Annotated in this window: 20 protein-coding genes and 1 riboswitch; of the genes, 14 read left to right on the top strand and 6 right to left on the bottom strand. The window is 66.3% G+C overall.

The window, feature by feature from the left end:
* Nucleotides 1-40: 40 nt before the first annotated feature.
* Nucleotides 41-373: an MGMT family protein gene (locus QMK31_RS05480; protein ID WP_349361546.1), complete on the bottom strand. Its 333-nt coding sequence runs from the start codon at nucleotides 371-373 to the stop codon at nucleotides 41-43.
* An 8-nt stretch (nucleotides 374-381) separates the two neighbouring features.
* Nucleotides 382-834: a GNAT family N-acetyltransferase gene (locus QMK31_RS05475; protein WP_283499949.1), complete on the bottom strand. Its 453-nt coding sequence runs from the start codon at nucleotides 832-834 to the stop codon at nucleotides 382-384.
* Between the two features lie 192 nt (nucleotides 835-1,026).
* On the opposite strand from QMK31_RS05475, the gene QMK31_RS05470 reads away from it, so the two are divergent.
* The 5 genes from QMK31_RS05470 to QMK31_RS05450 all read left to right on the top strand — a co-directional run bounded on the left by QMK31_RS05470 (nucleotide 1,027) and on the right by QMK31_RS05450 (nucleotide 10,832).
* Nucleotides 1,027-2,241 (top strand): NADP-dependent isocitrate dehydrogenase, encoded by a 1,215-nt coding sequence (locus tag QMK31_RS05470; RefSeq protein ID WP_283499948.1) that lies wholly within the window; start codon nucleotides 1,027-1,029, stop codon nucleotides 2,239-2,241.
* A 111-nt stretch (nucleotides 2,242-2,352) separates the two neighbouring features.
* Entirely contained in the window at nucleotides 2,353-4,257 is a 1,905-nt protein-coding gene (locus tag QMK31_RS05465; protein ID WP_283499947.1) for a heavy metal translocating P-type ATPase, read from the top strand.
* Nucleotides 4,258-4,465: 208 nt separating this feature from the next.
* On the top strand, nucleotides 4,466-8,164 hold the full coding sequence (locus tag QMK31_RS05460; RefSeq protein WP_283499946.1) for a S8 family serine peptidase: 3,699 nt from the start codon (nucleotides 4,466-4,468) through the stop codon (nucleotides 8,162-8,164).
* 178 nt (nucleotides 8,165-8,342) lie between these two features.
* Nucleotides 8,343-9,611 (top strand): MFS transporter, encoded by a 1,269-nt coding sequence (locus tag QMK31_RS05455; protein WP_283499945.1) that lies wholly within the window; start codon nucleotides 8,343-8,345, stop codon nucleotides 9,609-9,611.
* A gap of 219 nt (nucleotides 9,612-9,830) precedes the next feature.
* A complete protein-coding gene (locus tag QMK31_RS05450; RefSeq protein WP_283499944.1) occupies nucleotides 9,831-10,832 on the top strand; it encodes a ring-cleaving dioxygenase in 1,002 nt (333 codons plus the stop codon).
* Nucleotides 10,833-10,845: 13 nt separating this feature from the next.
* Here QMK31_RS05450 and QMK31_RS05445 read toward each other — a convergent pair whose 3' ends face one another.
* A complete protein-coding gene (locus tag QMK31_RS05445) occupies nucleotides 10,846-11,202 on the bottom strand; it encodes a YrdB family protein (protein ID WP_283499943.1) in 357 nt (118 codons plus the stop codon).
* Between the two features lie 123 nt (nucleotides 11,203-11,325).
* Nucleotides 11,326-12,186, bottom strand: coding sequence for a formyltetrahydrofolate deformylase (purU, locus tag QMK31_RS05440; protein ID WP_283499942.1), 861 nt, complete (start codon nucleotides 12,184-12,186; stop codon nucleotides 11,326-11,328).
* A gap of 197 nt (nucleotides 12,187-12,383) precedes the next feature.
* Here purU and QMK31_RS05435 point away from each other — a divergent pair, with 197 nt between their 5' ends.
* Entirely contained in the window at nucleotides 12,384-13,643 is a 1,260-nt protein-coding gene (locus QMK31_RS05435; RefSeq protein WP_283499941.1) for an MFS transporter, read from the top strand.
* A 17-nt stretch (nucleotides 13,644-13,660) separates the two neighbouring features.
* Here the strand turns inward: QMK31_RS05435 and QMK31_RS05430 are convergent, their stop codons facing one another.
* Nucleotides 13,661-15,136 (bottom strand): amino acid permease, encoded by a 1,476-nt coding sequence (locus QMK31_RS05430; protein ID WP_502852672.1) that lies wholly within the window; start codon nucleotides 15,134-15,136, stop codon nucleotides 13,661-13,663.
* 429 nt (nucleotides 15,137-15,565) lie between these two features.
* Between QMK31_RS05430 and QMK31_RS05425 the strand changes: the two genes are divergently transcribed.
* The 8 genes from QMK31_RS05425 (at nucleotide 15,566) to QMK31_RS05390 (ending at nucleotide 24,601) form a co-directional block, all read left to right on the top strand.
* Complete coding sequence (locus QMK31_RS05425) at nucleotides 15,566-18,574, top strand: Na+/H+ antiporter subunit A (protein WP_283499940.1); 3,009 nt, start codon at nucleotides 15,566-15,568, stop codon at nucleotides 18,572-18,574.
* Nucleotides 18,571-19,113: a sodium:proton antiporter gene (locus tag QMK31_RS05420; protein ID WP_283499939.1), complete on the top strand. Its 543-nt coding sequence runs from the start codon at nucleotides 18,571-18,573 to the stop codon at nucleotides 19,111-19,113. Before QMK31_RS05425 ends, QMK31_RS05420 begins: the two co-directional genes overlap by 4 nt.
* Nucleotides 19,110-20,717: a Na+/H+ antiporter subunit D gene (locus QMK31_RS05415; RefSeq protein WP_283499938.1), complete on the top strand. Its 1,608-nt coding sequence runs from the start codon at nucleotides 19,110-19,112 to the stop codon at nucleotides 20,715-20,717. The genes QMK31_RS05420 and QMK31_RS05415 overlap by 4 nt, the downstream gene beginning before the upstream one ends.
* Complete coding sequence (locus tag QMK31_RS05410) at nucleotides 20,714-21,325, top strand: Na+/H+ antiporter subunit E (protein WP_283499937.1); 612 nt, start codon at nucleotides 20,714-20,716, stop codon at nucleotides 21,323-21,325. The genes QMK31_RS05415 and QMK31_RS05410 overlap by 4 nt, the downstream gene beginning before the upstream one ends.
* Nucleotides 21,325-21,591: an MrpF/PhaF family protein gene (locus QMK31_RS05405; RefSeq protein ID WP_283499936.1), complete on the top strand. Its 267-nt coding sequence runs from the start codon at nucleotides 21,325-21,327 to the stop codon at nucleotides 21,589-21,591. Before QMK31_RS05410 ends, QMK31_RS05405 begins: the two co-directional genes overlap by 1 nt.
* Nucleotides 21,592-21,628: 37 nt before the next feature.
* Entirely contained in the window at nucleotides 21,629-21,973 is a 345-nt protein-coding gene (gene mnhG / locus QMK31_RS05400) for a monovalent cation/H(+) antiporter subunit G (RefSeq protein WP_283499935.1), read from the top strand.
* A 143-nt stretch (nucleotides 21,974-22,116) separates the two neighbouring features.
* Nucleotides 22,117-22,205, top strand: a riboswitch (ZMP/ZTP riboswitch).
* A gap of 21 nt (nucleotides 22,206-22,226) precedes the next feature.
* A complete protein-coding gene (gene glyA / locus QMK31_RS05395) occupies nucleotides 22,227-23,519 on the top strand; it encodes a serine hydroxymethyltransferase (RefSeq protein ID WP_283499934.1) in 1,293 nt (430 codons plus the stop codon).
* Nucleotides 23,520-23,716: 197 nt separating this feature from the next.
* Entirely contained in the window at nucleotides 23,717-24,601 is an 885-nt protein-coding gene (locus QMK31_RS05390; RefSeq protein ID WP_283499933.1) for a bifunctional methylenetetrahydrofolate dehydrogenase/methenyltetrahydrofolate cyclohydrolase, read from the top strand.
* Between the two features lie 369 nt (nucleotides 24,602-24,970).
* On the opposite strand, the gene QMK31_RS05385 is transcribed toward QMK31_RS05390, so the two are convergent.
* The gene (locus tag QMK31_RS05385; protein WP_283499932.1) at nucleotides 24,971-25,507 is read right to left on the bottom strand and encodes a gamma carbonic anhydrase family protein; all 537 of its coding nucleotides are present in this window, start codon (nucleotides 25,505-25,507) and stop codon (nucleotides 24,971-24,973) included.
* Nucleotides 25,508-25,792: the final 285 nt, after the last annotated feature.

Genomic DNA, 25,792 nt, shown 5'->3' with positions numbered 1-25,792 from the left:
GAACGATGCGTCGGTGCCGGGCCGGGTTGGCCCGGCACCGTTACGCGGGCGGCGACCAGCGGGCGGCTGCGTAATCGACGCGGTAGGTGTCATCCGCTGTCGCGGACGGGTTTTTCGACAGGAGCAACGGCGTCTTCTCCGCGCGATAGTGCGGCAGCGCCTGGGCGTCATGCCCGATCGGCGGATACCCGCCGGCGCGAATGACCCGCCACCAGGCCACCTCGGAGCCGTAGCGCGCCATCACCTGACCGACCGCGCGGGCCGCCCGGGAGCCGAGCTGCGCGGCCACGCCGCCGTAGGTCATCACGCGCCCCGGCGGGATGGAATTCACCACCCCGAGCACCCGCGACACGAAGTCGTCGGGCTCACTCACCGCAACGATTAGAGTTTCAGGGAGCCGATGACCTCGCCGTACTGGGTTTCGCCGACATCGACGAAACCGAGCCGGTGGAAAAAGGCCTCAGGGCCGTCGGCGCCGGGCTCCCAGATGACGTTGACGTGGCTGAAACCGCGGTCGCGGGCTTCAGCGGCCAGTGCCTCGGCGGCGAACTTGCCGACACCCTGCCCCTGTGTTTCCGCGTTGACGTTGATGCGCCAGATGCAGGCCCGAAACTCTTCGTGTTCGGAGTTGGGGTCGAAGTTACCGTGGATAAAACCAGCGACGACACCGTCGAGAAGCACCACGCGCTGCCACGAGGTGGCCGGGTTGATCACCGACGCGGCGACCGAATACGAGACCGGTGCAATGAATTGCTCCTGGCCCGGCTTCAAACTCAGGTTGTTGGCCGCAACGATGTTACGTGCGGATAATTCTTCCAGCGTCAGCTCACCCATGTGTTCAGGCTAACGTGCACCCGGGGTAGCCGGTAGTCGAGCAACGCTTGGACACCCGCAATTCACTCGCGAATTCAATTCACTACTGAATTCAATTCACAACGTAATTTATCTCGATGTCAAGATAGTTGTGCTCTTCTAGTAAGCTTGTCGATGGCTGCGCCGGCCACACTGAACAAAGAGGAGAAATTTTTGTCGAAGATCAAGGTTGAGGGAACAGTTGTCGAGCTCGATGGCGACGAGATGACCCGCATCATCTGGCACGCCATCAAGGAAACGCTCATTCACCCGTACCTCGATATTGACCTCGAGTACTACGACCTCTCGATTCAGAAGCGCGACGAAACCAACGACCAGGTCACCATCGACGCCGCCCACGCCATTCAGAAGCACGGCGTCGGCGTGAAGTGCGCGACCATCACGCCCGACGAGGCTCGGGTGGAAGAGTTCGGCCTCAAGAAGATGTGGCTCTCGCCCAACGGCACCATCCGCAACATTCTCGGCGGCACCATCTTTCGCGAGCCGATCGTCATCTCCAACATTCCCCGCCTGGTTCCGGGTTGGAACAAGCCGATCATCATCAGCCGCCACGCCTACGGCGACCAGTACAAGGCCACCAACTTTCGTTTCAAGGGCAAGGGCACGCTCAGCATGACCTTCACGCCGCAGGACGGTAGCGAGCCGTCGACGTTCGAGGTGTTCGAGGCTCCCGGAGACGGCGTCGCCATGGGCATGTACAACCTCGACTCGTCGATCACCGACTTCGCTCGCGCCACCCTGGCCTACGGCCTCGAGCGCAACGTGCCGGTCTTCCTCTCGACCAAAAACACCATCCTCAAGGCCTACGACGGTCGCTTCAAGGACATCTTCCAAGACATCTTTGACGCGGAGTTCAGGACCGCTTACGAAGCGGCCGGCCTCACCTACGAGCACCGCCTCATCGACGACATGGTCGCTTCGGCCATGAAGTGGGAGGGTGGCTACCTCTGGGCCTGCAAGAACTACGACGGCGACGTTCAGTCCGACACCGTCGCCCAGGGCTTCGGCTCGCTCGGCCTCATGACCAGCGTGCTCTCCACCCCCGACGGCAAGATCGTCGAAGCTGAGGCTGCACACGGCACCGTGACGCGTCACTACCGCCAGCACCAGCTTGGCAAGCCCACCTCGACCAACCCGATCGCGTCGATTTACGCCTGGACTCGCGGTCTGTCGCACCGCGCGAAGCTCGACAACAACCCGGCCCTCGCCGAGTTCGCGCTGACCCTCGAAGACGTCGTCATCAAGACCGTCGAAAGCGGCAAGATGACCAAGGACCTCGCGCTGCTGGTCGGCCCCGACCAGGGCTACCAGACCACTGAAGAGTTCCTCGCCTCGCTCGCTACGAACCTGCAGACCCGCCTGGCGTAGTCAGCATCAGCGTCTCGGAAGGCCTCGACCGTTCACCGGTCGGGGCCTTCCTCTGTCGCAGGCGAGCCTCACCCGGTGGTGCCCGGCCCCGCCGCGCGGGAGAATACACACATGCCCCGCCTCCCCGCCCTCGTGCGTCGTTACCCGCTCGTCGCCGCCACCGTGCTCGTTGGCCTGCTCGGGCTTGTGCTCACCGCGCTCGGGGAAGCGGATGCCGTGCGCTGGCTGTTCAGCGGATTCGGTGTGGTTGCGGCCCTGGTGGCATCCGTCGGGATGGTCAGGCAGCTGTTCCGCGGCTCCTTTGGTGTCGACCTGCTCGCGATCATCGCGATCATCGCGACGATCCTCGTCGGCGAATATGTGGCGACGCTGCTCATCGTGCTCATGTTGTCGGGTGGCGCAGCCCTCGAGGACTACGCCGCCGGACGCGCCGCCCGCGAGCTCGACGCACTGCTCAAGCGTGCCCCGCAGATCGCCCATCGGCTCTCCGACTCGGGCGAAGCCACCGACGTGCCCGCCACCGACGTACGCGTCGGGGACCTGCTGCTCGTGCGTCCCGCTGAGATCGTGCCCGTCGACGGGCAGTTGCGGAGTGAGAACGCCGCGTTCGACGAGTCCTCGCTCACCGGCGAGAGCCTGCCGGTCGAACGCACGGCGGGCGACGCGGTACTCAGCGGGTCAATCAACGGACAGGCGGCGGCCACCATCGTCGCCACGGCGACCGCCGCGAACAGCCAGTACCAGCAGATCATCGCCCTGGTCGAGGAGGCGTCGACCAGTAAGGCCCCCGTGGTACGGCTCGCCGACCGGTACGCCGTGCCGTTCACCGCGGGCTCGCTTGCACTCGCCGGTCTCGCCTGGGCGCTCTCCGGTGACCCGGTGCGGTTCGCCGAGGTGCTCGTGGTGGCGACACCGTGCCCGCTGCTTCTGGCCGCTCCGGTAGCGTTCATGGGCGGCATGAGTCGCGCCGCCCGCAACGGCATCATCGTGAAGGGCGCGGGGGTGCTGGAAGCGCTTTCCCGCGCCAAAACCGTTGTCTTCGACAAGACCGGAACCCTCACCTACGGCACACCGGCGATCACCGAGGTGCGCCCAGAAGCCGGCTTCACCGCCGACGAGCTGCTGACCCTCGCGGCGTCGGCCGAGCAGTATTCCAGTCACGTGCTGGCGGCATCCGTTATTGCGGCCGCCCACGAGCGGGGCCTGACGCTGCACACGGCGGACTCGGCGAACGAGGCCGCGACCTTCGGCGTCGAGGCTCGATTCGGAGCCGGCACGGTGCGGGTCGGCAAGCTCACATTCATCACCGACGGGGCAGCGGATGCGACGGCCACCCACCTCGCCGGCGGCGAGCTGGCCATGTATGTCGCCGTGGACGGGCGGTTCGCCGGCAGTATCGTGGCGAGCGACCGGGTGCGCGACAACGCCAGCCAGAGCGTTGCCGACCTCGCCCGCCTCGGCGTGCGGGAGAATCTCATGCTCACGGGAGACGCGCGCGCCACAGCCCAGCACGTGGCCGGCCAGGTGGGCATCGTGCACGTACGGGCGGATTGCCTGCCGAGCGACAAGGTCGAGGCGGTGCGGGCGCTCACCCGACGGCCGGTGATCATGGTCGGCGACGGTGTCAATGACGCTCCCGTGCTGGCCGTCGCCGACGTGGGCATCGCGATGGGGGCGAAGGGAGCGACGGCCGCGAGCGAATCGGCCGACGCGGTCATTCTGCTCGACGATATCTCGCGCGTGGTCAGTGCCGTGCGAATCGGGAAAGACACCGTGCGGGTGGCCCTGCAGAGCATTTGGCTGGGCATTGCTCTGAGTGTCGTGCTGATGGTCGTGGCGGCGTTCGGGCTGATTCCGGCAACCGCGGGGGCCATCAGCCAGGAGGTCGTGGACCTCGTGACGATTCTGAATGCACTGCGGGCGATCGGGGGCCGGCGAGACCGGGCGGCGGCGCGGCGGGCTCCGGTGGACTCGGCGTCGGCGCCTGCTGAATCTGCGGCGGCGATCGCCCGCTGACCGTGCGGTCGGGGCCGCCAGGGAGCCGGGCGGCGCGATAGCAGGCTGGGGGTTGGCGCGCGCGTGCGCCGAAACGGGAAGAATGCCCCTATCCGGGGGGCGGCGAGCGCGCTACCGTCACGAGCGAACTGTCCCGCGCATCGGGACAGCGAAGCGTTCCTGTTGTGGAACGAGACCACCTCGCACCCTTATCGGATTGGACACCCACGTGAGTTCTTTCTTCAGGCGCACGATGTCTGCGCCGGGTTCAGCGCTGAACCCGGCGCGGACACCCCGTTCGCGCCGCCGCGCCACAATCGCGGCCACCGTCACCCTCGCCCTGGTGGGCGCTTCTGTACTCGTTGGCGGAACCCTTCCCGCCGGCGCTGCCCCCGCCGCTACCGGTCTGGCGGGCGGCATCACTGCCCCTGGCGGAACCCGAATGGATTTCACTGCCGGACGTTACATCGTGACCCTCAGTGACGAGGCTGTTGCGCTGTACCAGGGCGGTGTCAACGGTTTTGCAGCCACCATGCCCGACGCGGGGGCCAAGCTCAACGCCCAGAGCCGCTCGGCCGAAAGCTATACGGACTACCTCACCCAAATCCAGCGTGAGGTGGCGGCATCCGTTGATGCCACAGTGGGGTATTCCTACACGCTCGCGGTCAACGGATTTGCAGCCGAGCTGACCGGCAAGCAGGCAGCGGCATTGGCCATGAAACGAAATGTCGTTTCTGTCGTGCCTGACGCGCTGCGGCACGTGACCGCAGAGTCGTCGACCGATTTTTTGCGGCTGAGCGGGCCCAACGGGCTCTGGTCCGACCTCGGTGGGGCGAGTAAAGCCGGAAAAGGCGTGGTTATCGGAGTGCTCGATACCGGAATCGCACCGGAAAACCCCTCGTTTGCCGGCGCAGCGCTTGGGACAACGCCCGGAAATGAGCCGTGGCTCGACGGTGACACGATCACCATGAATAAGGCAGACGGAACCACCTTTACCGGCACCTGCCAGACGGGCGAACAGTTCGGTGCGAGCGACTGCAGCACCAAGGTCATCGGAGCCCGGTACTTTCTCGACGGTTTCGGCGCCGACCAGATCGGCACGTCAGCGACCGGAGAATATGTGTCACCGCGTGACGGCGACGGCCACGGTTCGCACACTGCCAGCACGGCTGGCGGAAATATTGACGTGCCGACCGCGATCAACGGCGTCGACTTCGGTGCCATTTCGGGTGTCGCCCCGGCGGCCAAGATTGCCGCGTACAAGGTGTGCTGGTCGGGCCCAGACCCCACGGTCACTACCGACGATGGCTGCACCGACACCGATATTTTGAAGGCCATCGACCAGGCCGTCTCTGACGGTGTCGACGTGATCAACTATTCGATCGGCGGCGGCCCGGCCCAGACCACGTTCTCGCCAACCGACGAGGCCTTTCTGGGCGCAGCGGCAGCGGGAATCTTTGTGGCGGCTTCGGCCGGCAACGATGGCCCCGATGCTTCCACCGTCGAAAACGCTTCACCGTGGATCACCACGGTGGCCGCGAGCACCATTCCCTCCTACGAAGCCACCGCCACCCTCGGCGACGGCTCGAAGTATGCCGGCGCGTCTATCACCGTTGACCGCACGCCCGGGGCGACTGCGCTCTCGGGCGCTCTCGTGCGGGGCGACCTCGTGGCGGTAGACGGCTTCGATCCGGCCGACGCGCTGCTCTGCGCACCGGGCGCCCTCGATCCGGCCAAGGTGGCCGGCGGTGTCGTTTTCTGCCAGCGCGGCGTCTACGACCGGGTCGCCAAATCGGCCGAGGTCTTGCGCGCGGGCGGCAGCGGCATGCTCCTGGTGAACCGCACACCGGCCGACGTGGACAACGATGAGCACTCGGTGCCGAGCATCCACTTAGACGCCCCCGCCTTCGATCCGGTCTACGCTTACGCGGCGACGGATGGTGCAACGGTGACGTTCACGCCCGACAACACCACGGATATGGCGACCCAGGTGCCCCAGGTTGCCGGTTTCTCCTCCCGAGGCCCGGTGACCGCCGATGGCGGAGACCTGCTCAAGCCCGATATTGCCGCTCCCGGAGTGGGTATTTTGGCCGACGGTCCCAATGCTGAAGGGGCTGACCCGACGTTCGAGTTCTTGTCGGGTACCTCGATGGCCAGCCCGCACATTGCGGGATTAGCCGCGCTGGTGCTCGGTTTCAGGCCACTCGCTACCCCGGCCGAGATCAAGTCGGTCATGATGACAACGGCGAAGGACACCGTTGACGCCAACGGTGATCGGGTCACCGACCCGTTTGCGCAGGGCGCGGGGCAGGTCAACCCCTCCTCGTTCAGCTACCCGGGTCTGGTCTACCAGAGCGGACCCGCCGACTGGCTGGCCTACCTGCAGGGCCTCGGTTACAGTGCCGGAGTCGAGCCCATCGATGCCAGCAACCTCAACCTGCCCTCGATCCAGGTTGGCGCGCTGACCGCACCTGAAACCATCACCCGCACGGTTACTGCCGTACGGGTAGGTACCTACACCGCCATCCCCATAGAGATTCCCGGCATTACTGCGGTGGTCTCCCCGGCCACCATGACCTTCGGTGCCGTCGGTGAAAAGCAGAGCTACACGGTCACCTTCACGCGAACGGATGCTCCGCTCGATGAATACGCGACCGGTTCGCTCGACTGGGGCTTCGGAAACGGCGGTTCGGGCGATCCTGGGGACTTCTACGACTGGGTGCACAGCCCGATCGCTGTGCGACCGGTCACCGTTGTTGCCCCGACCGAGGTGGCCGCTGCTGGCCTGACCGGATCAGCGGAGGTGACGGTGGCCCCGGGAGGGTCTGAGCCGGTGGCGCTGAACCTCAGCGGTTTGGCCAGCGGGGTACACCAGAACAATGCCGACGACCCGCTCGACCCGCACACCGGTGCCGGCACGACCGGCGATCAGTTCGCCTACGAGGTGGAGATTCAGGAGGGCCGGCTGGCCCGGTTCGATCTGAACGCCGTCGATGATTCAACCGACCTCGACCTGTTCGTGTTCCTGCTCGACGGCCCCGGTGGTAACCCGGTTGCCGGCTGGCAGTCGGCCACCGGTTCGGCCGACGAGCAGGTGGACCTCTCCGACCCGGAGGCCGGTTTCTACCAGGTCGTCGCGGACGTGTTCACCGGTTCGACCGCCTTCGATGTGAACACCTTCTCTGTCGCATCGGGCGAGCCCACGAGTGGGTTCACGGCAACCCCGCCGGCGATTCAGGGACCGCAGGGCGTTCCGATCACCTACACCCTGAGCTGGGCCGGCCTGACACCGAACACGCCGTACCTCGGTGTGGTCGACTACGGTGACAGTGCAGCGTCGACGATTCTCGCCATTGCGGCCAGCGAAGGCGGCGAAACGGATGCCCCGGTGAACACGGTTGCGCCCAGCATCTCGGGCACCCCGGAGATCGGTTCGATTCTGACGGCTGATCCCGGCCAGTGGAACACCGAGGGCCTCGCCTTCGGCTACCAGTGGCAGAGCGACGGCGCCGACATTGCCGGTGCAACCGCGGCACAATTCACGCCGACCAAGGCGCTCGCCGGAACCACGCTGTCGGTGGTGGTGACCGCCTCGGTCTCCGGCGGGCCGAGTGCCACGGCCATGTCGAACGGGGTCGTGGTTAGATACCCCGCCAAGGTGGCGGTGAGCCTCAACCACCGAGTCGTTTTCTCCTCCAGCCGGGTCACCGTGTCGATCACGGTGACCAGCAAGGGTGAAGTCGGCGACACGGCTACGGTAACCGTCGACAAGCGCAGCTTCAGGGTGGCGCTCGACGCGAACGGGCACGGCAGCGTCACGCTGCCCAAACTCGGTCGTGGCCTGTACAAGGTCGTCGGGCACTACGCCGGAACCGACGCGGTCGCAGCCGCGAACAGTTCGGCGCGCAACCTGCTCATCGTGCGGTAGCCCGCGCCGTCCCGGGCCCCGGTCTTCTGTGCCCGGGCCCCGTAGCTATCCGGACGGGGCCCGGGCCCCGTCCCTGGGCCCAGTTTAGAAACTGGGCCCGTGTTCGTAAGGTGGGCCCGGGTGGCCCGGGGTGGGCGAGGGTGGGCGACCAACCGGCGCGGCAGCTTAGGCTGGGGAGATGCGATTCGTGGGATGGATGCGGGGGCGACCCCGGGCATCCGCTGTACCCGGGGCCCGCATAGGCGCTGCGGGCGCGACCGGCGGGAGCCCGAAGCCGCGACTCAATCGTGACGTGATCGTGCTCGGCGTCATCGCGTTCTTCGTGATGGTCGGGTTCGGTGTCGTTGTTCCGGTGCTTCCGGTGTACGTGCAGAGCTTCGGGGTGGGCAACCTCGAAGTTGGGGCCGTCGTCTCGGCCTTCGCGCTCATGCGTTTCGTGTTCAGCCCTGCCTGCGGACGCCTGATCGACTGGGCCGGAGAACGCACCGTGCTTGCCGTCGGCATCGGCATCGTGGCGCTCTCCAGCGGATTGGTCGGCGCCGCCGACAGCTACCTGCAACTGCTGCTGCTGCGCGGCGCGGGCGGCATCGGTTCGGCCATGTTTTCGGTGTCGGCGATGACGCTGCTGCTGCGCACGGCCGAGCCGGGCCGCCGGGCACGCGCGATCGGCTTCTACCAGGGCGGGTTTCTGATCGGCGGTATGGCCGGCCCGGCTATTGGCAGCCTGCTCGCCACCATCTCACTGACCGCTCCGTTCTTCTTCTATGCCGGCACCCTGACCGTGGCCGGCCTGGTCGGGCTGTTCCTGTTGCGCTCGGGCGGGCGGGGCAGCGCGCTGGCCGGCGCTGACGCATCCGCTGTGCGCACGCCGTTTCGCACCGTACTGCGCGACGAGCGCTTTCGGGCGGCCTGCATCGCCAACTTCGCGCAGGGTTGGACCTCGCTCGGGGTGCGCACCACGCTCATTCCGCTGTTCGTGGTCGTGGTGCTCGGCGGCACGAGCTCGTGGACCGGCATCGCGCTCGCTGCCGCGGCGGTGGCGCAGGCGCTCGCGCTCGCGCCGGCCGCCCGGTTCGTCGACACCGTCGGGCGTAAACCGGCCATCATCGGGGCTTTCGCCGTGGCTGGCCTGACCATTGTGGCCATCGCGTTCGCGCCGAACATCTGGGTGCTCGGTGCGCTGCTCTGCGTCTACGGGGTCGCAGCCGCGTTCATGGGCACCGCACCGGCAGCCGCGGTTGGCGATGCCGCCGGCGCCCGCGGGGGCCGCCCGGTGTCGGTGTTCTCGATGTGCGCGGATGCCGGTGCCATCGTCGGTCCGCTCGTTGCCGGCCTGCTCGTTGACACGTTCTCGTTCTCGGCCGGATTTGTCGTCGGCGGGATGTTCCTGCTCATCGCGGCCGCCTACGCGCTGCGGATGCCGGCGGAGCGTCGCGTCGTCGCGTGAGGGCCCGGGCCTGTCCGCCCCGGCGCGTGGCTAATTCAGGAAATGCGGGCGGTCAGCCCTCGGCTTCCGCGCTGGTTCACGGCGATTGATGGACCTGGGTGGCGCATTTGCTGAATTCGCCACCGAAACCGAGCCACGACACGGTTGAAGCGGGAATACTCGGACATCTACATGCGTTTGCATGAATATTGAGCGATCAATTGCCGAGGAGAAGATCTCATGACCGTCCAGACCAGCGGACTGCACCACGTGACCGCGATTGCGGGTGCCCCCCAGCGTAATATCGACTTCTACGTGACCGGGCTCGGTCTGCGCCTCGTCAAGAGAACCGTCAATTTCGACGACCCGGGCACCTATCACCTCTATTACGGCGACGATTCAGGTCGCCCAGGATCGCTCCTCACCTTCTTTCCGTGGACCGGAATCCGCACCGGACGCAGCGGCGCCGGCCAGTCGACGATCACCGCGTTCTCCGTTCCGGCCGGCAGCCTCGGCTGGTGGAAGGACCACTTCGCGCGAATCGGTGTGGACTCCGCGATCACGGGCCGCTCCTCGCACGAGGAACGCCTCTCGCTGCGTGACCCCGACGGGCTCCAGATCGACCTCGTGGCGTCGTCGACGGTGGATCCGCGCAATCCCTGGGATTCCGCATCCGTTCCCGCCGAGTTCGCGGTGCGCGGGCAGCATTCCTCGGTGCTCTCCGTGGTCGACCCGGCGAAGACCGTGCAGGCGCTCACCGCCGACCTCGGCATGCATGTCATTTTCGAAACTGACGGTCGCATTCGCGTCGGTGCCGGCGATGGTGCGGCCGGAAACCTCGTCGACGTGCTCGCCGACTCTACCGGCGAGCACGGACTGACCGCTGGCGGCTCCGTGCACCACGTGGCCTTCCGGGTGCCAGACCGGGCCACCCAACACGTGTGGCGTGAGCAGCTCGTTGACCGCGGCTACGGCGTGACGGCAATTCTCGACCGTGACTACTTCACCTCGATCTATTTTCGCGAACCCGGCGGCGTTCTGTTCGAAATTGCCACCGACACTCCCGGATTCGACATTGATGAGCCGCTGCTCGAGCTCGGCCGGTCGCTCAAGCTTCCGCCGTGGCTCGAGCCCAGCCGCGAGGCGATCGAGAACGCGGTCGTGCCGCTGAGCGTGCCCGCCGAGAACAACCCCGGCATCGCCGAAACGGATGCTGCCGCCGCGGTGACCTGGTTGGCCTAGCTCCCGGCGCGTTCTAGCGGAGCTCTTTGCGCCCCGAGATGACGCCGCTCACGGTGGCGACAATAGCGAAGATCACGGTGATGATGGGAAAGCCCAGGTCCCACCAGGCGATCGCGGCCGCGCCAAAAATGGCGATCTCGATGAAGGCCTTGCCGAAGGGGTCGAGGCGAAAAACGGCCTTCGGCGAGCGGAACAATGCCCAGACCAGGATGGCGAAGGCGGGAGTGGCGACACCGAACAGCACGCCGGGCCAGGGGAGCGGCCAGGCGACGAAGCCCCAGATTGCCAGGCTGATGAAGGCGAAGAGTTCTAGCACGAACCGGAGCATGTCGTTGGGGCCGATTTTCGGCAGGTCGCGCGTAACTGTCACTCGTCAATCTTAGCGATGCGCCGCACCCCTGCATCCCGCACCCGGACGGCGGTCGGGGCCCGGGCCCCGTCCCTGGGCCAAGTTTATAACCTGGGCCTGCGGACGGGGCCTGGGCCCCGTCCGCTACTTGAAGATGATCGTTCGGGCCCCGTCGAGCAGCACCCGGTTCTCGGCGAACCACTTCACAGCCTGGGTGAGTGTGCGGCTCTCCTCGTCCTGCCCGATCGACACGAGTTCGGCCGGGGTGCGCGAGTGGTCGACCCGCACCACGTTCTGCTCGATGATGGGCCCCTCGTCGAGGTTGCTGGTCACGAAGTGCGCCGTCGCCCCGATCAGCTTCACGCCGCGCGCGTGCGCCTGGCGGTATGGGTTGGCGCCCTTGAACCCCGGCAGGAACGAGTGATGGATGTTGATCGCCCGCCCGCTGAGTCTCGCGCACAGTTCCGGCGAGAGAATCTGCATATAGCGGGCGAGCACGACCAGTTCAATGTCGAGTTCGTCGACCGCCTCAAGCACGCGGGCCTCGAAGTCGGCTTTGCTGGCGGCATCCGTTATGGGCAGCGACTCGAACGGCACCCCGTAGAACCCGACCAGGTCGCGCAGCGTGCCGTGATTGCTCAGCACTAGCGGAATCTCGACCGGGATCTGCCCGCCGCGCTGGCGAAAAAGAAGGTCGTTCACGCAGTGTCCGGCCGACGATGCGAGCACGAGCGTGCGCAGCGGACGCCCGACGACGTCGATGATCGACGCCATCGCGTAGCGCTCGATCACCGGCGCGAGTGCCAGTTCGAGCTCGGGCCGGGTCGCCGGCGACTGTACCTGCAGTCGCATGAAGAAACGGCCGGTGTCATCGCTGGAGAACTGCTGGCTCTCTGAGATGTTGCCGTGCGCCTGCACGATCGCGCCGCTGACGGCGTGCACGATGCCGGGCTGGTCGGCACAGACCAGCGTGATTACCCAATGATGCGGGGTCGAAGAAGTCATTCGCTCAGAATACCCGGCACGAGAGCGGATGCCGCGGCCCGCTCACCTTGCCGCGCCACCCAGTTTGGGTAGACTACGTGTTGGTCGCACTGAACAAGTCGGCCCCGGGCGCGCACGTCGGCGCGTAGTCGAGTGGCTTCGATCTCGGTGTGAATGATCCCACCGGTCGACCCCGACTTGCCAGCTCGAATGCAGCCATGACAAACACCGCCAATATTTTTCTGCCCACCAGGTCGATTCCCGTCGCGTCCCCCCGCTCTGATCGGGTCGACCCCCCGTTCCCATGGGTCGGGCTGATCACCCTCTCCGCGGCCGTTTTTCTTTCGGTCACGAGCGAAATGCTGCCAACCGGGCTGCTCCCCGAAATGAGCCGCAGCCTCGATGTCACCCCGTCGCAGATCGGCCTGCTCGTCTCCTGGTTCGCGTTTACGGTCGTGCTCACGAGCGCGCCGGTGGCCATCTGGACCCGCCGTTTTCCGCGGCACGGCCTCATCATCGTCGTGCTCATCATCTTCGCGGTGAGCAATATTCTCACCGCCATCGCACCGACCTATGAATTCGTCGTCGCCGCGCGAGTGCTCGGCGGAGTCGCGCACGGCCTGTTCTGGTCGGTGGTCGGCGCCTACGCCGGGCACCTCGTGCCCAAAGCCCAGATCGGTCGCGCCGTCTCCATTACGGTGGCGGGCGGCACGCTCGCCTTTGTCTTCGGGGTTCCGCTCGGCACCGCGGGTGGCCACCTGCTCGGCTGGCGGCTCTCCTTTGTCGTGCTGGCCGCCCTGATGCTCGTCGGCGCGGTACTGGTCTATAAATTTCTACCACCGGTGGCGCGGTATTCGACCGGGGCTCCGGCATCCGCTGCGAAGTCGGTGACGAAAACCGCGCGCGACGCGACCGTTCCGGCAGTGGTGCTGATCTGTATCATCACCGGCATCACCATGATCGGTCACTACAGCTTTTACACCTACATTGCCCCCTTTCTGCTCGACGGCCTCGGTGTCGACCTGGGTCTTATCGCCCCGCTGCTCTTCGCCTACGGCGTGGCCGGTGCGGTCGGCCTGGTGTTCGTCGGCACGGTCTTCGGCCCACGCCCCAGCCTCGGCTTGATCCTCGGCCTGGCGGTCACCGCCCTCAGCGTGACGCTGCTCGCCACGTTCACAGCCACCCTGCCGGTCGCGATCGCCGCGTTCGTGCTCTGGGGGATGGCATTCGGCATGCTCCCCCCGCTCATGCAGACCCGGATGCTGCACGCCGCGTCCCCGCAAATCCGCGACACCGCGAGCGCCTTCTACACCACCGCGTTCAACGCCGGAATTGGCGGCGGCGCCCTGCTCGGGGCGGTGCTGATCGACAGTGTCGGCCTTGAGATGGTGCCGATCGTCTACGTGGGACTGCTGATCGTGGCACTCGCGCTGGTGATCGTCACCGACCTAATAGCCCAGCGCCGCGCCCGCGCCTGAACCGCGAAACGCGGTGGCTAGTCGCGGGGGCGGTCGGAGAGGGGGCGGTTGGCGACGACCGGCACGTGGCCGGTGAAACCGTCGCGGGCGGCCGCGATTTCGATAATCCGACCGCGGCAGGCATACCAGCCGAGCATGAGCCCCGGAATGATGAGCACGAGAGAGCTGATGGTGAGCGTACCGACCGGCCAGTCGAACACCATGAGCACGAGCACACCGACCAGGAACACGAGCGTCAGGTAGCCCGAGTATGGAGCCCACGGCATGCGGAACACCGGGCGCACCAGAATTCCCCGCTTGGCCCAGGCCTGCAGCCTCAGCTGGCACAGAACGATCATGCCCCACGCACTGACGATGCCGATGGCCGCCATATTGAGCACGATTTCAAAAGCCTGATCGGGCACGATGGCGTTGAGGCCGACTCCGAGCAACGTCACAACCCCGGTCAGCAGGATTCCGCCGAACGGCACCCCGTTGCGACTGATCTTGCCCGCGAAGCGTGGCGCTGACCCGGCCAGTGACATCGACCGAAGTATGCGCCCCGTGGAATATAGTCCCGCGTTGAGCGAGGACAATGCCGCAGTGAGCACGACCAGGTTCATGATCACGTCGACCCCGTCGACTCCAATCGTGCCAAAGAAGGTCACGAACGGGCTCTCGCCAGCCTTGTAGGCCGTGTATGGCAGCAGGAGCGAGAGCAGCAGGATCGATCCGACGTAGAACACCGCGATGCGAATGATGACCGTATTGATCGCCTTCGGCATGACCTTCTCGGGGTTCTGGGTTTCTCCGGCGGTCGTGCCGACGAGCTCGATGGACGCATACGCGAACACCACGCCCTGCACGACGAGAACGGATGCGATCAGGCCGTTGGGCAGCCAGCCCCCGTTCTCGCCGATCAGGGCAAACCCGGCGGTGGCTCCATCGAGCGGAGTGCCGAAAATTACCATCCAGGTGCCGACGATCAGGAAGGCGACGATGGCGAGCACCTTGATGAGCGCGAACCAGAACTCCATCTCACCGAAGACTTTAACCGAGAGCAGATTGAGCGACAGGACCAGGCTCAGCGCGCCGAGGGCATACAGCCACTGCGGAACCGAGCCGAACGGAGCCCAATAGGTCGCGAAAAAATTCATGTACAGAGCCACCGCCGTCACGTCGACGATCGCCGTCATTGCCCAGTTGAGCCAATAGAGCCAGCCGGTCACAAACGCCGTCTTCTCGCCGAAGAATTCACGCGCGTAAGACACAAAGGAGCCAGAGCTGGGGCGGTGCAGCACCAGTTCGCCGAGCGCCCGCAGAATGAGAAAAGCAAAGAAACCGCAGAGCGCGTACACAAATACCAGTGCGGGACCAGCGCTGGCGAGGCGTCCGCCTGCGCCGAGGAACAGGCCGGTACCGATCGCGCCGCCGATCGCGATCATCTGCACGTGGCGAGACTTGAGCCCCTTGTGCAGGGCATCATCCTCGTGCACGCTCAGGGCGTCTTCGATGTGCTCGAACGGCGTCTCCTCTGGCGGGTTCGCGTGGTCGTGGTGACCGTGCGGCTCCCCGGACTGGCCGCCTGGTAGAGAGGTGGAGGAGGGCTGCTGGCCGCGGTTAGGGGTCAAAACGGTACTCGATTTCGCTAGCCGACCCCTTCGCGAATCGTTTCTCCGTTACGAACAACGGGTTTGCCCAGAACATGACGTGTGCAAAGAAACAGCTCGAAAGCGGGTTGGGAAGTGGCCGGAAACTGCACACACGCGCGCTTCTGGCGGCGGGCGGCGTCGGTCGGGGGATAGCGCAACCCTACTCCGCGAACCCCCGCCGCTGTCGCCGTCGCGTGCCTGACGTTGTACCCGGCCTAAAACGCCCAGGGTGCCGCACGTCGATGGGTACACTAGACCTTCACGCCCCGACCTGACAAGCCTGGAGGACGCATGGTTCCGTTTCTCCTCGCGTTCGTCATGCTGTCAGTGCTCACACCGTGGCTCACCCGCTATCTCGGCACCCGCGTGTTCTATCTGATCGCCCTGCTGCCGGCCGCTGCCTTCGCGTACACTCTGACCCAGACCGCCACGGTCACCGCCGGCGGAGCCGTGAAGCAGTCGATCCCGTGGATTCCTCAGCTCGGCATCAGTCTCTCCTTTCGGGTCGACACTTTGGCCTGGCTGCTCGCCCTCGTGGTCACGGGCATCGGCGCCCTGGTTCTGGTCTACTGCGCCCGCTATTTCACCGACGACGAGCCCAGCCTCGGCCGGTTCGCGGCCCTGCTGCTCGCCTTCGCCGGCACCATGTACGGCCTCGTCACCGCCGACGACCTGGTGATCATGTTCATGTTCTGGGAGATCACGAGCGTGCTCTCCTACCTGCTGATCGGTCATTACACCCACAAACGGGAGAGCCGCGGCGCCGCCCTGCAGGCCCTGATCGTGACGACGTTCGGCGGCCTCGTCATGCTCGTGGGCGTCGTGATGATCTCGGTCGCGTCCGGCACGACGAGCCTCGCCTACATCGTGGCTAACCCGGTGACCGACACCATGGGAACCTGGGCGGTGCTGCTCATTCTGGTCGGCGCGCTGTCGAAGTCGGCGCTCGTGCCGTTCCATTTCTGGCTGCCCGCCGCGATGGCCGCGCCGACTCCGGTCAGCGCCTATCTACACGCCGCCGCCATGGTCAAGGCCGGCATCTACATCGTCGCGCGCCTCGCCCCGGGCTATGCCGACAGCGACGGCTGGCTGCCGGTGCTGGTCACCCTCGGAGTCTGGACCATGGTCGTCGGCGCCTGGCGGGCGCTGCGCCAGTACGACCTCAAACTGCTGCTCGCCTACGGCACCGTCAGCCAGCTTGGCTTTCTCATGATCGCGATCGGGTTCAACACCCGCGACACCGCCCTCGCCGGCGCCGCCTTGCTGCTCGCGCACGCCCTCTACAAGGCCACACTCTTCCTCGTGGTCGGAGTTATCGACCACCGGGCCGGCACGCGTGACTGGCGCAAGCTCAGCGGCATCGGCCGCAACGCCCCGGCGCTCGCCGTAATCGCGCTCGTCGCGGTCGCCTCGATGGCCGGCCTGCCGCCCCTGTTCGGTTTCGTCGCCAAGGAAGCCGTGTTCACCTCGCTGCTCGACGCCGGCGTCGGGGGATCCGGTTGGGGCTACGTGGCGCTCATCGGCACGGCCGTGGGATCCGTGCTCACGGTGGCGTACAGCATCCGCTTCTTCTGGGGAGCTTTTGGAACCCGCAAGGAACAGCCGGCCACCGTGCTGCACGCGAGCCCATGGGACACGCTGTTCGCTCCCGGTGTGCTGACCGTGGCGACCATCGGCCTCGGGCTGTTCGCCTCGGTGCTCGACCCGCTGCTCGCGCCGTACGCCGACACCGTGCCGGGCATCGGCACCCTCACCGAACCGCCGTACCACCTCGCGCTCTGGCACGGGCTCGAACCGGCGCTGTACCTCAGCGCGGTCGTGCTGCTGCTCGGGGCGATGCTGTTTCGGGCTCGCCGCGGGGTGTCGAAGCTGCAAGCCAGGGTGCCCGACTACATCGACGCCGGTCGGGGCTACGGCAAAGCCATCCGCAGCGTCGACCGCGTCGCCGCCCGGGTCACCCACTTCGCCCAGCGTGGCGGACTGCCGCAGTACCTTGGAACCATTCTCAGCGTGTTCGTGGTGGCCCTCGGCTTCGCGGCTTTCGTTAACCGCACCTGGCCCGACTCGATCGTGCTCTGGGATTACCCCGGCCAGGTGCTGATTGCCCTGATCATGGCCATCTGCGCGGTGATGGCGGCCCGGGTTGGGCAGCGTATGACCGCGGTGATCCTGGCCGGTGTCACCGGTTATGGTCTCGTCACCCTGTTCGCCTTTCACGGCGCTCCCGACCTCGCCCTCACCCAGGCGCTCGTCGAATCCATCACCCTGGTGATCTTCGTGCTCGTACTGCGACGGCTGCCCGCGAACATCGCCCAGCACAATAAGCCGGTGCGCCGCAAACGCCGCCTGCTCATCGGCAGCCTCGTGGGGCTGGTCATGGGCACAATCGGTTTCATCGCGCTCGGTGCGCGCGACTTCGAGAGCATCGCGGGCGCCTTGCCCCGGCTGTCGGTCGACGACGGTCACGGCGACAACATCGTCAACGTGATGCTCGTCGACATTCGGGCCTGGGACACCATGGGTGAGGTGTCGGTGCTCATCGTTGTGGCGACCGGCGTTGCGAGCCTGCTCTTCGTTTCGGGCCGCAACGCGGTCGTGCCGCGCCTGAAGGAATCCCGCAGCCTGCGCTCGGGCGCCAACCGGCGCCGCGTTGTCGCTGACCCCGAACTCTCCAGCGAGGGCCACGCCGTCACCCGGCAGGCTTTTCTGCTCGCCGGGCGCAAAAACGACCCAAGCAGCCGGTCCATTCTCATTGAAGTGCTCGTGCGATTGTTGTTCCACCCGGCGATGATCGTGTCGATCTACCTGCTCTTCGCCGGTCACAACCTTCCCGGCGGCGGCTTTGCCGGCGGACTGCTGGCCGGCCTGGCCCTCGTGGCCCGGTACCTTGCCGGCGGACGATACGAGCTCAGCGAAGCGGCCCCGATCGACCCGGGCAAGATCCTCGGACTCGGCGTCATCCTCGCCGTCGGCATGGCAGTGCTCTCGCTGTTCTTCGACGGCATCCCGCTGGAATCGGCGTACTTCACGGCGACCGTGCCCGTGCTCGGCGACTTGTCGTTCGGAACCTCGACCATCTTCGACATCGGTGTCTACCTCGTCGTCATCGGCCTGACCTACGACATTCTGCGCAGCCTCGGCAGTGAGATCGACCGGCAGAGTGAGGCCGACGGGATAGGTCAGCGGCCCGAACCGGATGCCGAGGCTCCGGCTGACAGCAACGAACCCCCCGCCGATACGGCCGTAGGAGTGCGCATCGACCCCCAAACCGAGACTTCGACCGGAGGAGGGTCCCAGTGAGCGCCTCCCTTACCCTCGTCATCCTGATGGCCGTCATGTACGCGGCCGGGGTCTACGTGATGCTCGAGCGCAGCCTCACCCGGGTGTTGATCGGCTTTCTGCTCGTCGGCAATGCCACCAACCTGCTCATCTTCATCATGAGCGGCCGCCCCGGCAGCTCGCCGATCGTCACCGGAACGAGCGTCGACGACATGGTCGACCCGATTCCGCAGGTGCTCATGCTCACCGCCATCGTGATCAACTTCGGCATCACCGCGCTGCTGCTGGCGCTGATCTACCGGTCCTGGTGGCTGGCTCAGCTCGGCGACGAGGGCGACACCCTCACCGACGAGCACGCCGCCGAGAGCGCCGACCAGGCCGACAACGCGTTCCGCTCATCCTCCGACGATGACGACGCGGTCGCCGAGTCGATCGATGAGTTCGAGCGTGGCGACGGCGCTACGAGTGACGAAGACACCGACACCCAGAAAACGGATGCTGCCGGCCGCGCCGCCGCATCCACTTCAGCTGCGTCTTTCGGTGAGGAGGACCCGCGATGACCGCTCTCGTGCCCCTCATCGTCTGCCTGCCGCTGCTCGGTGCGGCGATCGCGCTGATGCTCGGCCAGCGTCGTCGCCTGCAGGTGCTGGTGAGCGTGCTCAGCCTCACCGCGGCGACCGTGCTGAGCGCCGTGCTGCTCGTGCAGGTGGACCGGTTCGGCCCGGCCGTGGTGCAGATCGGCAACTGGGAGGCCCCGTGGGGCATCGTGCTCGTCGTCGACCGGCTGTCGGCGATCATGCTGCTCATCTCGGCGCTGATGCTGCTTGGCGTGCTGCTGTTCGCCGTGGGCCAAGGAATCGTCGACGGCGACACCGAAGCGCCCGTCTCGATCTTTCACCCGACCTATCTGGTACTCGCCGCCGGACTGTTCAACGCTTTTGTCGCCGGTGACCTATTCTCCATGTACGTCGGATTTGAGATGCTGCTCTCGGCGAGTTACGTGCTGCTCACCCTCGGCGGCACCGGCGCCCGCATCCGGGTAGGCATCACCTACATCATCGTGAGTCTGGTCTCTTCGCTGCTGTTTCTCAGCGCGATCGCCCTCATCTACGGCGCCACCGGCACGGTCACTCTCGCTCTCATCGCCGAGCGGATGCCCGACCTCCCCGCCGACATCCAGCTGATCCTCGGGCTGTTGCTGCTGATCGCCTTCGGGGTCAAAGCCGCCGTGTTCCCCATGTCGTTCTGGCTGCCGGACTCCTACCCGACCGCGCCCGCGCCGGTCACGGCGGTGTTCGCCGGGCTGCTCACCAAGGTCGGCGTGTATGCCATTCTGCGCACGCAGACGCTGTTCTTTCCCGACAACCAGTTCTCGATGCCGCTCATGATCGTGGCCGGGCTGACCCTGCTCGTTGGCATTCTGGGAGCCCTCGCCCAGGCCGACATCAAACGGCTGCTCTCGTTCACCCTGGTCAGTCATATCGGTTACATGCTCTTCGGCATCGCGATCGGCACCCCGCTCGCCATCGCCGCGACCATCTTCTACGTCGTGCACCACATCACCGTGCAAACGACCCTGTTCCTGGCCGCTGGCCTCATCGACCGGGTCGGTGGCACCACCTCGCTGTCTCGCCTCGGCGGACTGCTGGGGTCGGCCCCGCTCGTGGCTATTCTGTTCTTTCTCGGGGCGCTCAACCTGGGCGGCATCCCGCCGTTCTCGGGCTTTCTCGGCAAGATCGCCCTGTTCCAAGCCGGCACCATCGTGGGCGACCCGATCATCTATGTGCTGATCGGCGTCGGCGCACTCACCTCGCTGCTGACGCTGTACGCCCTGGCCCGGGCCTGGAACATGGCCTTCTGGCGGCCGAAGAAACAGATCAAGAACTACAGCTCGACGATGTCCGCCTCGCTCGTGGAGGATCCGCAGGACGAGGGAATCGTGCTGAAGAAGACCATCTCCCCGCTCATGGTCGGTGCGACCACCGCCATGCTGGTGCTGACTCTCGGCCTGACCGTGTTCGCCGGACCGATCTTCGACCTGACCACCCGGGCCGCCGGCAACATCAGCTCGCCGTCGACCTATATCGACGCTGTGTTCCCGAACGGCACCGGGTCGATCGGGCAGCGCAACGTAGGCACCAACTTTGAGGGTGGTTCGAAATGACCACGCCCCGCGAACGGCTCGAAGCCGTCGGCAATCAGATTCCGCCGCTGATCGCCCTGACCGTGCTCTGGATGTTGCTCTGGGGCAAATTCTCCTGGCTGAACCTGCTCGTCGGGCTCGGCGTGGGCATTGTGGTGACCGTGGCGTTCTATCTGGTGCCGGTGCAGCAGAGCGGGCGGGTGCATCCGCTGCACGCCGTGCTGTTCTTCGTGCGGTTGATTGTGGATATCGTGCGGGCGTCGATCGACGTGTCGTGGCTGGCGGTGAAGCCCCGACTGGTCACCTCGAACGCGATTCTGGAGATTCGTCTGCGCACTCGCAGTGACCTCATTCTCACCTGGACCGGCGTGGCCACGTCGATCGTGCCCGGCTCGATCGTGGTTGACATCGACCGGGAATCGTCTATTTTGTACCTTCACGTGCTCAACATGAACAGCGCGGGCGAGATCGAGCGTTTTCGGCGCCGGGTGCTCGACACCGAGCGTCGCATCGTGCGCGGATTCGGCTCGCGCGAAGACGTCGAGCGGATGCGCGGCGTGCGACCGGAGAACCGCCGCTCCGAGCGCCGCCGCCGCGCCGAAGGAACAACGGGAAAGGGACAATCATAATGATGCAGAGTGTGGCCGTGGTCGCGTCGATCATGTTCGCCGCCGGGGCGCTTCTCGCGGTATACCGCATCGTGGTGGGCCCGAGCCTGCTCGACCGGGTCATCGCCTCCGATGTGCTCGTTGCGACCATCATCTGCGCCCTGGGCGCCGAGATGGCCCTGAACCGGCACACGGACACCCTGCCCGTGCTGCTCGTGCTGGCACTGTTCGCGGTGCTCGGATCGCTCAGCGTCGCCCGTTTTCTGCCCGCTCGGGACAGCGCATGAGCGCCGCTCTGCTGGGGTCCCGCTTGGCAGTGACCGCATGAGCGCCGTTCTTATCGACGTGCTCACGGCGATCCTCGTGCTCGCCGGTGCCACCATGTGTCTCGCTGCCGGAATCGGGCTCAATCGCTTTCCCGATGTTCTCTCACGCCTGCATGCCGCGACCAAACCGCAGATCTTGGGACTGATGGCGGTGACAGCGGATGTCGCCATCAACAATTTCTCTGTCGGTACCGTCACCCTGTCGATCGCCATCGTCGTCTTTCAGGCACTGACCGCGCCCATGGCGGCGCACCTCGTGGGCCGTGCCGCGTATGCGACAGAGCACCTGCGGCCCGACCTGCTCATCGTCGACGAGCTGAAAGACCGTCGCGCCGCCCGCTGACCCGACCCACCGCGCAGCACGGGGCCCGGGCCCGGAACGCGGGCCCATGATACAAACTGGGCCCGTATGCATATGGTGGGCCCTGGGCATCCGTTGGCTGCGGGGCCGGCAGCGCCGGTGTGAGGCGGTATCGACTGATATGATAATCGAGTCGCAACTGGCGTAGCACGAAGATGGGTCACCATCGGGGAGCGACTGACACGGTTAGTGGCCGCACGCCTGGGCCGCAACATCCATATATAAGGAGAACTCCGTGCCTGATTCCGCCACCGTCCTCAAGTCGACCTTCAACGAACCGCTCTCGGTCGTTGACCCCGAGATCGCCGCCGTGCTCGAGCAGGAGCTCGGCCGCCAGCGCGACTACCTCGAAATGATCGCCAGCGAGAACTTCGTTCCGCGCGCCGTACTGCAGTCGCAGGGCTCCGTGCTCACCAACAAGTACGCCGAGGGCTACCCTGGACGCCGCTACTACGGCGGCTGCGAGTATGTCGACGTAGCCGAGCAGCTCGCCATCGACCGCGCCAAATCTCTGTTCGGCGCCGCCTACGCGAACGTGCAGCCGCATTCCGGTGCCACCGCCAACGCTGCGGTGCTCTCTGCCATTGCCACGCCCGGCGACACCATCCTCGGCCTCGAGCTGGCCCACGGCGGCCACCTCACCCACGGCATGAAACTCAATTTCTCGGGCAAGCTGTACAACCCGGTCGCCTACGGCGTCGACCCGGAGACCTTCCGCGTCGACATGGATGTCGTGCGCGACAAGGCCATCGAGAGCAAGCCGAAGGTCATCATCGCCGGCTGGTCGGCTTACCCTCGCCACCTCGACTTCGAGGCTTTCCGCGCCATCGCCGACGAGGTCGGCGCACTGCTCTGGGTTGATATGGCCCACTTCGCTGGACTCGTCGCCGCGGGCCTGCACCCCTCGCCCGTGCCCTACGCCGATGTCGTGTCGAGCACGGTGCACAAGACCCTCGCCGGGCCGCGCTCGGGCTTCATTCTCTCGCGCGACATGGCCCTGGCCAAGAAGCTCAACAGCAATGTGTTCCCCGGCCAGCAGGGCGGGCCGCTCATGCATGTGATCGCCGCCAAGGCCACCGCGTTCAAGCTCGCAGCCGAGCCTGAGTTCAAGGAACGTCAGGAGCGTACCCTGCGTGGTGCGAGCATCCTCGCCCACCGTCTCACCGCCGACGACTCACGTGCCCACGGCATCGACGTGCTCACCGGCGGCACCGACGTGCACCTCGTGCTCGCCGACCTGCGTCACTCCGAGATCAACGGCCAAGAGGCCGAAGACGCCCTGCACGAAGTGGGCATCACCGTGAACCGCAACTCGGTACCGTTCGACCCGCGCCCGCCGATGGTGACCTCCGGCCTGCGCATCGGTACGCCGGCCCTGGCCACCCGCGGATTCGGCGACGCCGAGTTCACCGAGGTCGCCGACGTCATCGCCGAGGCCCTCAAGCCCGGTGCCGACCGTGCCGCGCTCCGCGCCCGCGTTGGCGTGCTAACGCAGGCTTTCCCGCTGTACGACGGCCTGCAGCAGTAACCCTTTAGCCGGCGGATGCCGCTGGCCGGCTCGGCCAGCGGCATCCGCTCGATCGTGGCCCGCGCGCTGCATTCCAGCCGCAACCTTGGACGGGGCCCGGGCCCCGTCCCTGGGCCCAGGTTATAACCTGGGCCCGCGTTCCGGGCCCGGGCCCCGTCCGAGTGAACTGAACCGCACGACAACAGTAGGGATCCAGGATGACGGCAATCACACTCGACGGGGTCAAGACCGCGTCCGACATCAAGGCCGAGCTGCGCGACCGTATCGCCGCTCTGCGTTCGCACGGTGTCGTTCCCGGCTTGGCCACGCTGCTCGTCGGGAACGACCCGGGATCTGAGCTCTACGTCGCGGGAAAGCACCGCGACTGTGCCGAGGTCGGCATCGAGTCGCTGCGGATCGACCTGCCCGGCTCGGCGACCAGCGCCGACGTGCGCGCCGCCATCAACGACCTCAACAACAGCCGTGAGGTGACCGGCTACATCATCCAGCTGCCGCTGCCGGTCGGCCACAACGAGAACGCCATGCTCGAGCTGATCGACCCATCGAAGGACGCCGACGGGCTGCACCCGACCAACCTTGGGCGTTTGGTACTCGGCATCGAGGGCGAGCTGCGCTCACCGCTGCCGTGCACCCCGGCCGGAATCGTCGAGCTGTTGCGCCGCTACGATGTGCCGATCGTCGGTAGGAACGTCGTCGTCGTCGGCCGTGGCCTCACTGTCGGGCGCCCGCTCGGGCTGCTGTTCACCCGCAAAGGCCTCGACGCGACGGTCACCCTGACCCACTCGCGCACGGTCGACCTGGCCGGTGAGGTGCGCCGAGCCGACATCGTCGTGGCCGCCGTCGGGGTGCCGCACCTGATCCAGGCCGACTGGATCAAGCCGGGCGCCGCCGTGCTCGACGTGGGAATCACCCGCGTGCACAATGAGGAGACCGGGAAGGGCCGTCTGATCGGCGACGTGCACCCCGACGTCGCAACGGTCGCCGGTCACCTCTCGCCGAACCCCCGCGGCGTCGGCCCGATGACCCGAGCCATGCTGCTCTCAAACGTGGTCAAGGCCGCTGAGCAGACCCTGCTGGGCTGACAGCCGGGGGTGCTACCTGAGTGGGTGGCCGCAACTGCGGAGATTGCACAAATAATCGTGTGAATGCAGGCGTTTCGCCCGCTCGAATCGGAAATCTCCGCAGTTGTGAACGACACCACCGGTACCGGGGTGACTTTCAGCCCGGAATCGGCACAACAGACGCGGTTTCTGTTCCTTATTCAGGGAATCGACCCTGCGGGCGCGAGTCTGCCTGCACCAATTCGGGTGCCGGAAGCAATCGCGCGATCAAACTCCGGAATTGGGCACCAGAACGACCACACGGCGGGGTTCCGGCCGGCGCGGCACCTGCTCGCCAAGCAGCCAAGCAGCCAAGCAGCCAAGCAGCCAAGCAGCCAGGCAGCCAGGCAGCTAGGCGAGGGCGGCGCGGTGCAGCTCGGTGTGCTCGAGGTAGTTCTCGGCGTTGTGCCGGATGCTGGCTATCTCGTCGTCGGTGAGCGGGCGGCGAACCTTGGCGGGAACACCGGCCACGAGCGAGCCCGGCGGCACGACCGTTCCGCCGAGCACGACGGCTCCGGCAGCCACGAGTGATCCGGTGCCGATGACGGCACCGTTCAGAATGGTCGCGGCCATGCCGACGAGCACGTTGTCCTCGATCGTGCAGCCGTGCAGCACCGCACCGTGCCCAACCGAGACCCCGGTGCCGAGGGTGAGCGGAAAGTCGGTGTCAACGTGGCAGGAGACGTTGTCCTGCAGGTTTGAGCCAGCGCCAATGATGATCGGCTCGAGTTCGGCGCGCAGCACGCTGTTGTACCAAACGCTGGCCTGGTCGGCGAGGGTGACGTTGCCCACGATCACCGCGCCGGGAGCGACGAACGCGCTCTCGGCAATGCTCGGAGCCGGCGTGTTCGGCAGGACGATGATTCGGGCGGCGCTGTCAGCAGTCATACGCGTCAGCCTACTGCCGACGGATGCTGCCGCTCGGCTCCAGACGCCCGCACGGTTTCGCAGGGCCGCGCCCAGCAGTGCCCGAGCCTCGAGCCTCGAGCCCGAGTTTGCACGGCGCGCGCTGCCCGCCGTGGTCACACGGTGAGCTGAGCCGGCGCTGGCCCGATCTGGCTAGACGGTGACCGGCCACGGCTAAAGGCTGACCGCCCCGACTAATTGGTGACCGGCGCAACCCCCGACCCGGCTACGCGGTGACCGGCCCCGACTAGACGGTGACCGGCCACG

Source organism: Cryobacterium sp. PH31-O1, from assembly GCF_030063455.1.
Lineage (GTDB): Bacteria > Actinomycetota > Actinomycetes > Actinomycetales > Microbacteriaceae > Cryobacterium.
Note: the sequence above shows the minus strand (reverse complement) of the source record. Positions and strands in the feature narration are given on the sequence as shown.

What these genes read in the sequence shown, in the direction of transcription:
- QMK31_RS05425 (WP_283499940.1), top strand. Translation starts at nt 15,566, where the DNA reads ATGGTTCCGTTTCTCCTCGCGTTCGTCATGCTGTCAGTGCTCACACCG.
- QMK31_RS05415 (WP_283499938.1), top strand. Translation starts at nt 19,110, where the DNA reads ATGACCGCTCTCGTGCCCCTCATCGTCTGCCTGCCGCTGCTCGGTGCG.
- QMK31_RS05385 (WP_283499932.1), bottom strand. Translation starts at nt 25,507, where the DNA reads ATGACTGCTGACAGCGCCGCCCGAATCATCGTCCTGCCGAACACGCCG.
- QMK31_RS05435 (WP_283499941.1), top strand. Translation starts at nt 12,384, where the DNA reads ATGACAAACACCGCCAATATTTTTCTGCCCACCAGGTCGATTCCCGTC.
- QMK31_RS05450 (WP_283499944.1), top strand. Translation starts at nt 9,831, where the DNA reads ATGACCGTCCAGACCAGCGGACTGCACCACGTGACCGCGATTGCGGGT.
- mnhG (WP_283499935.1), top strand. Translation starts at nt 21,629, where the DNA reads ATGAGCGCCGTTCTTATCGACGTGCTCACGGCGATCCTCGTGCTCGCC.
- QMK31_RS05390 (WP_283499933.1), top strand. Translation starts at nt 23,717, where the DNA reads ATGACGGCAATCACACTCGACGGGGTCAAGACCGCGTCCGACATCAAG.
- QMK31_RS05405 (WP_283499936.1), top strand. Translation starts at nt 21,325, where the DNA reads ATGATGCAGAGTGTGGCCGTGGTCGCGTCGATCATGTTCGCCGCCGGG.
- purU (WP_283499942.1), bottom strand. Translation starts at nt 12,186, where the DNA reads ATGACTTCTTCGACCCCGCATCATTGGGTAATCACGCTGGTCTGTGCC.
- QMK31_RS05455 (WP_283499945.1), top strand. Translation starts at nt 8,343, where the DNA reads ATGCGATTCGTGGGATGGATGCGGGGGCGACCCCGGGCATCCGCTGTA.
- QMK31_RS05410 (WP_283499937.1), top strand. Translation starts at nt 20,714, where the DNA reads ATGACCACGCCCCGCGAACGGCTCGAAGCCGTCGGCAATCAGATTCCG.
- QMK31_RS05465 (WP_283499947.1), top strand. Translation starts at nt 2,353, where the DNA reads ATGCCCCGCCTCCCCGCCCTCGTGCGTCGTTACCCGCTCGTCGCCGCC.
- QMK31_RS05475 (WP_283499949.1), bottom strand. Translation starts at nt 834, where the DNA reads ATGGGTGAGCTGACGCTGGAAGAATTATCCGCACGTAACATCGTTGCG.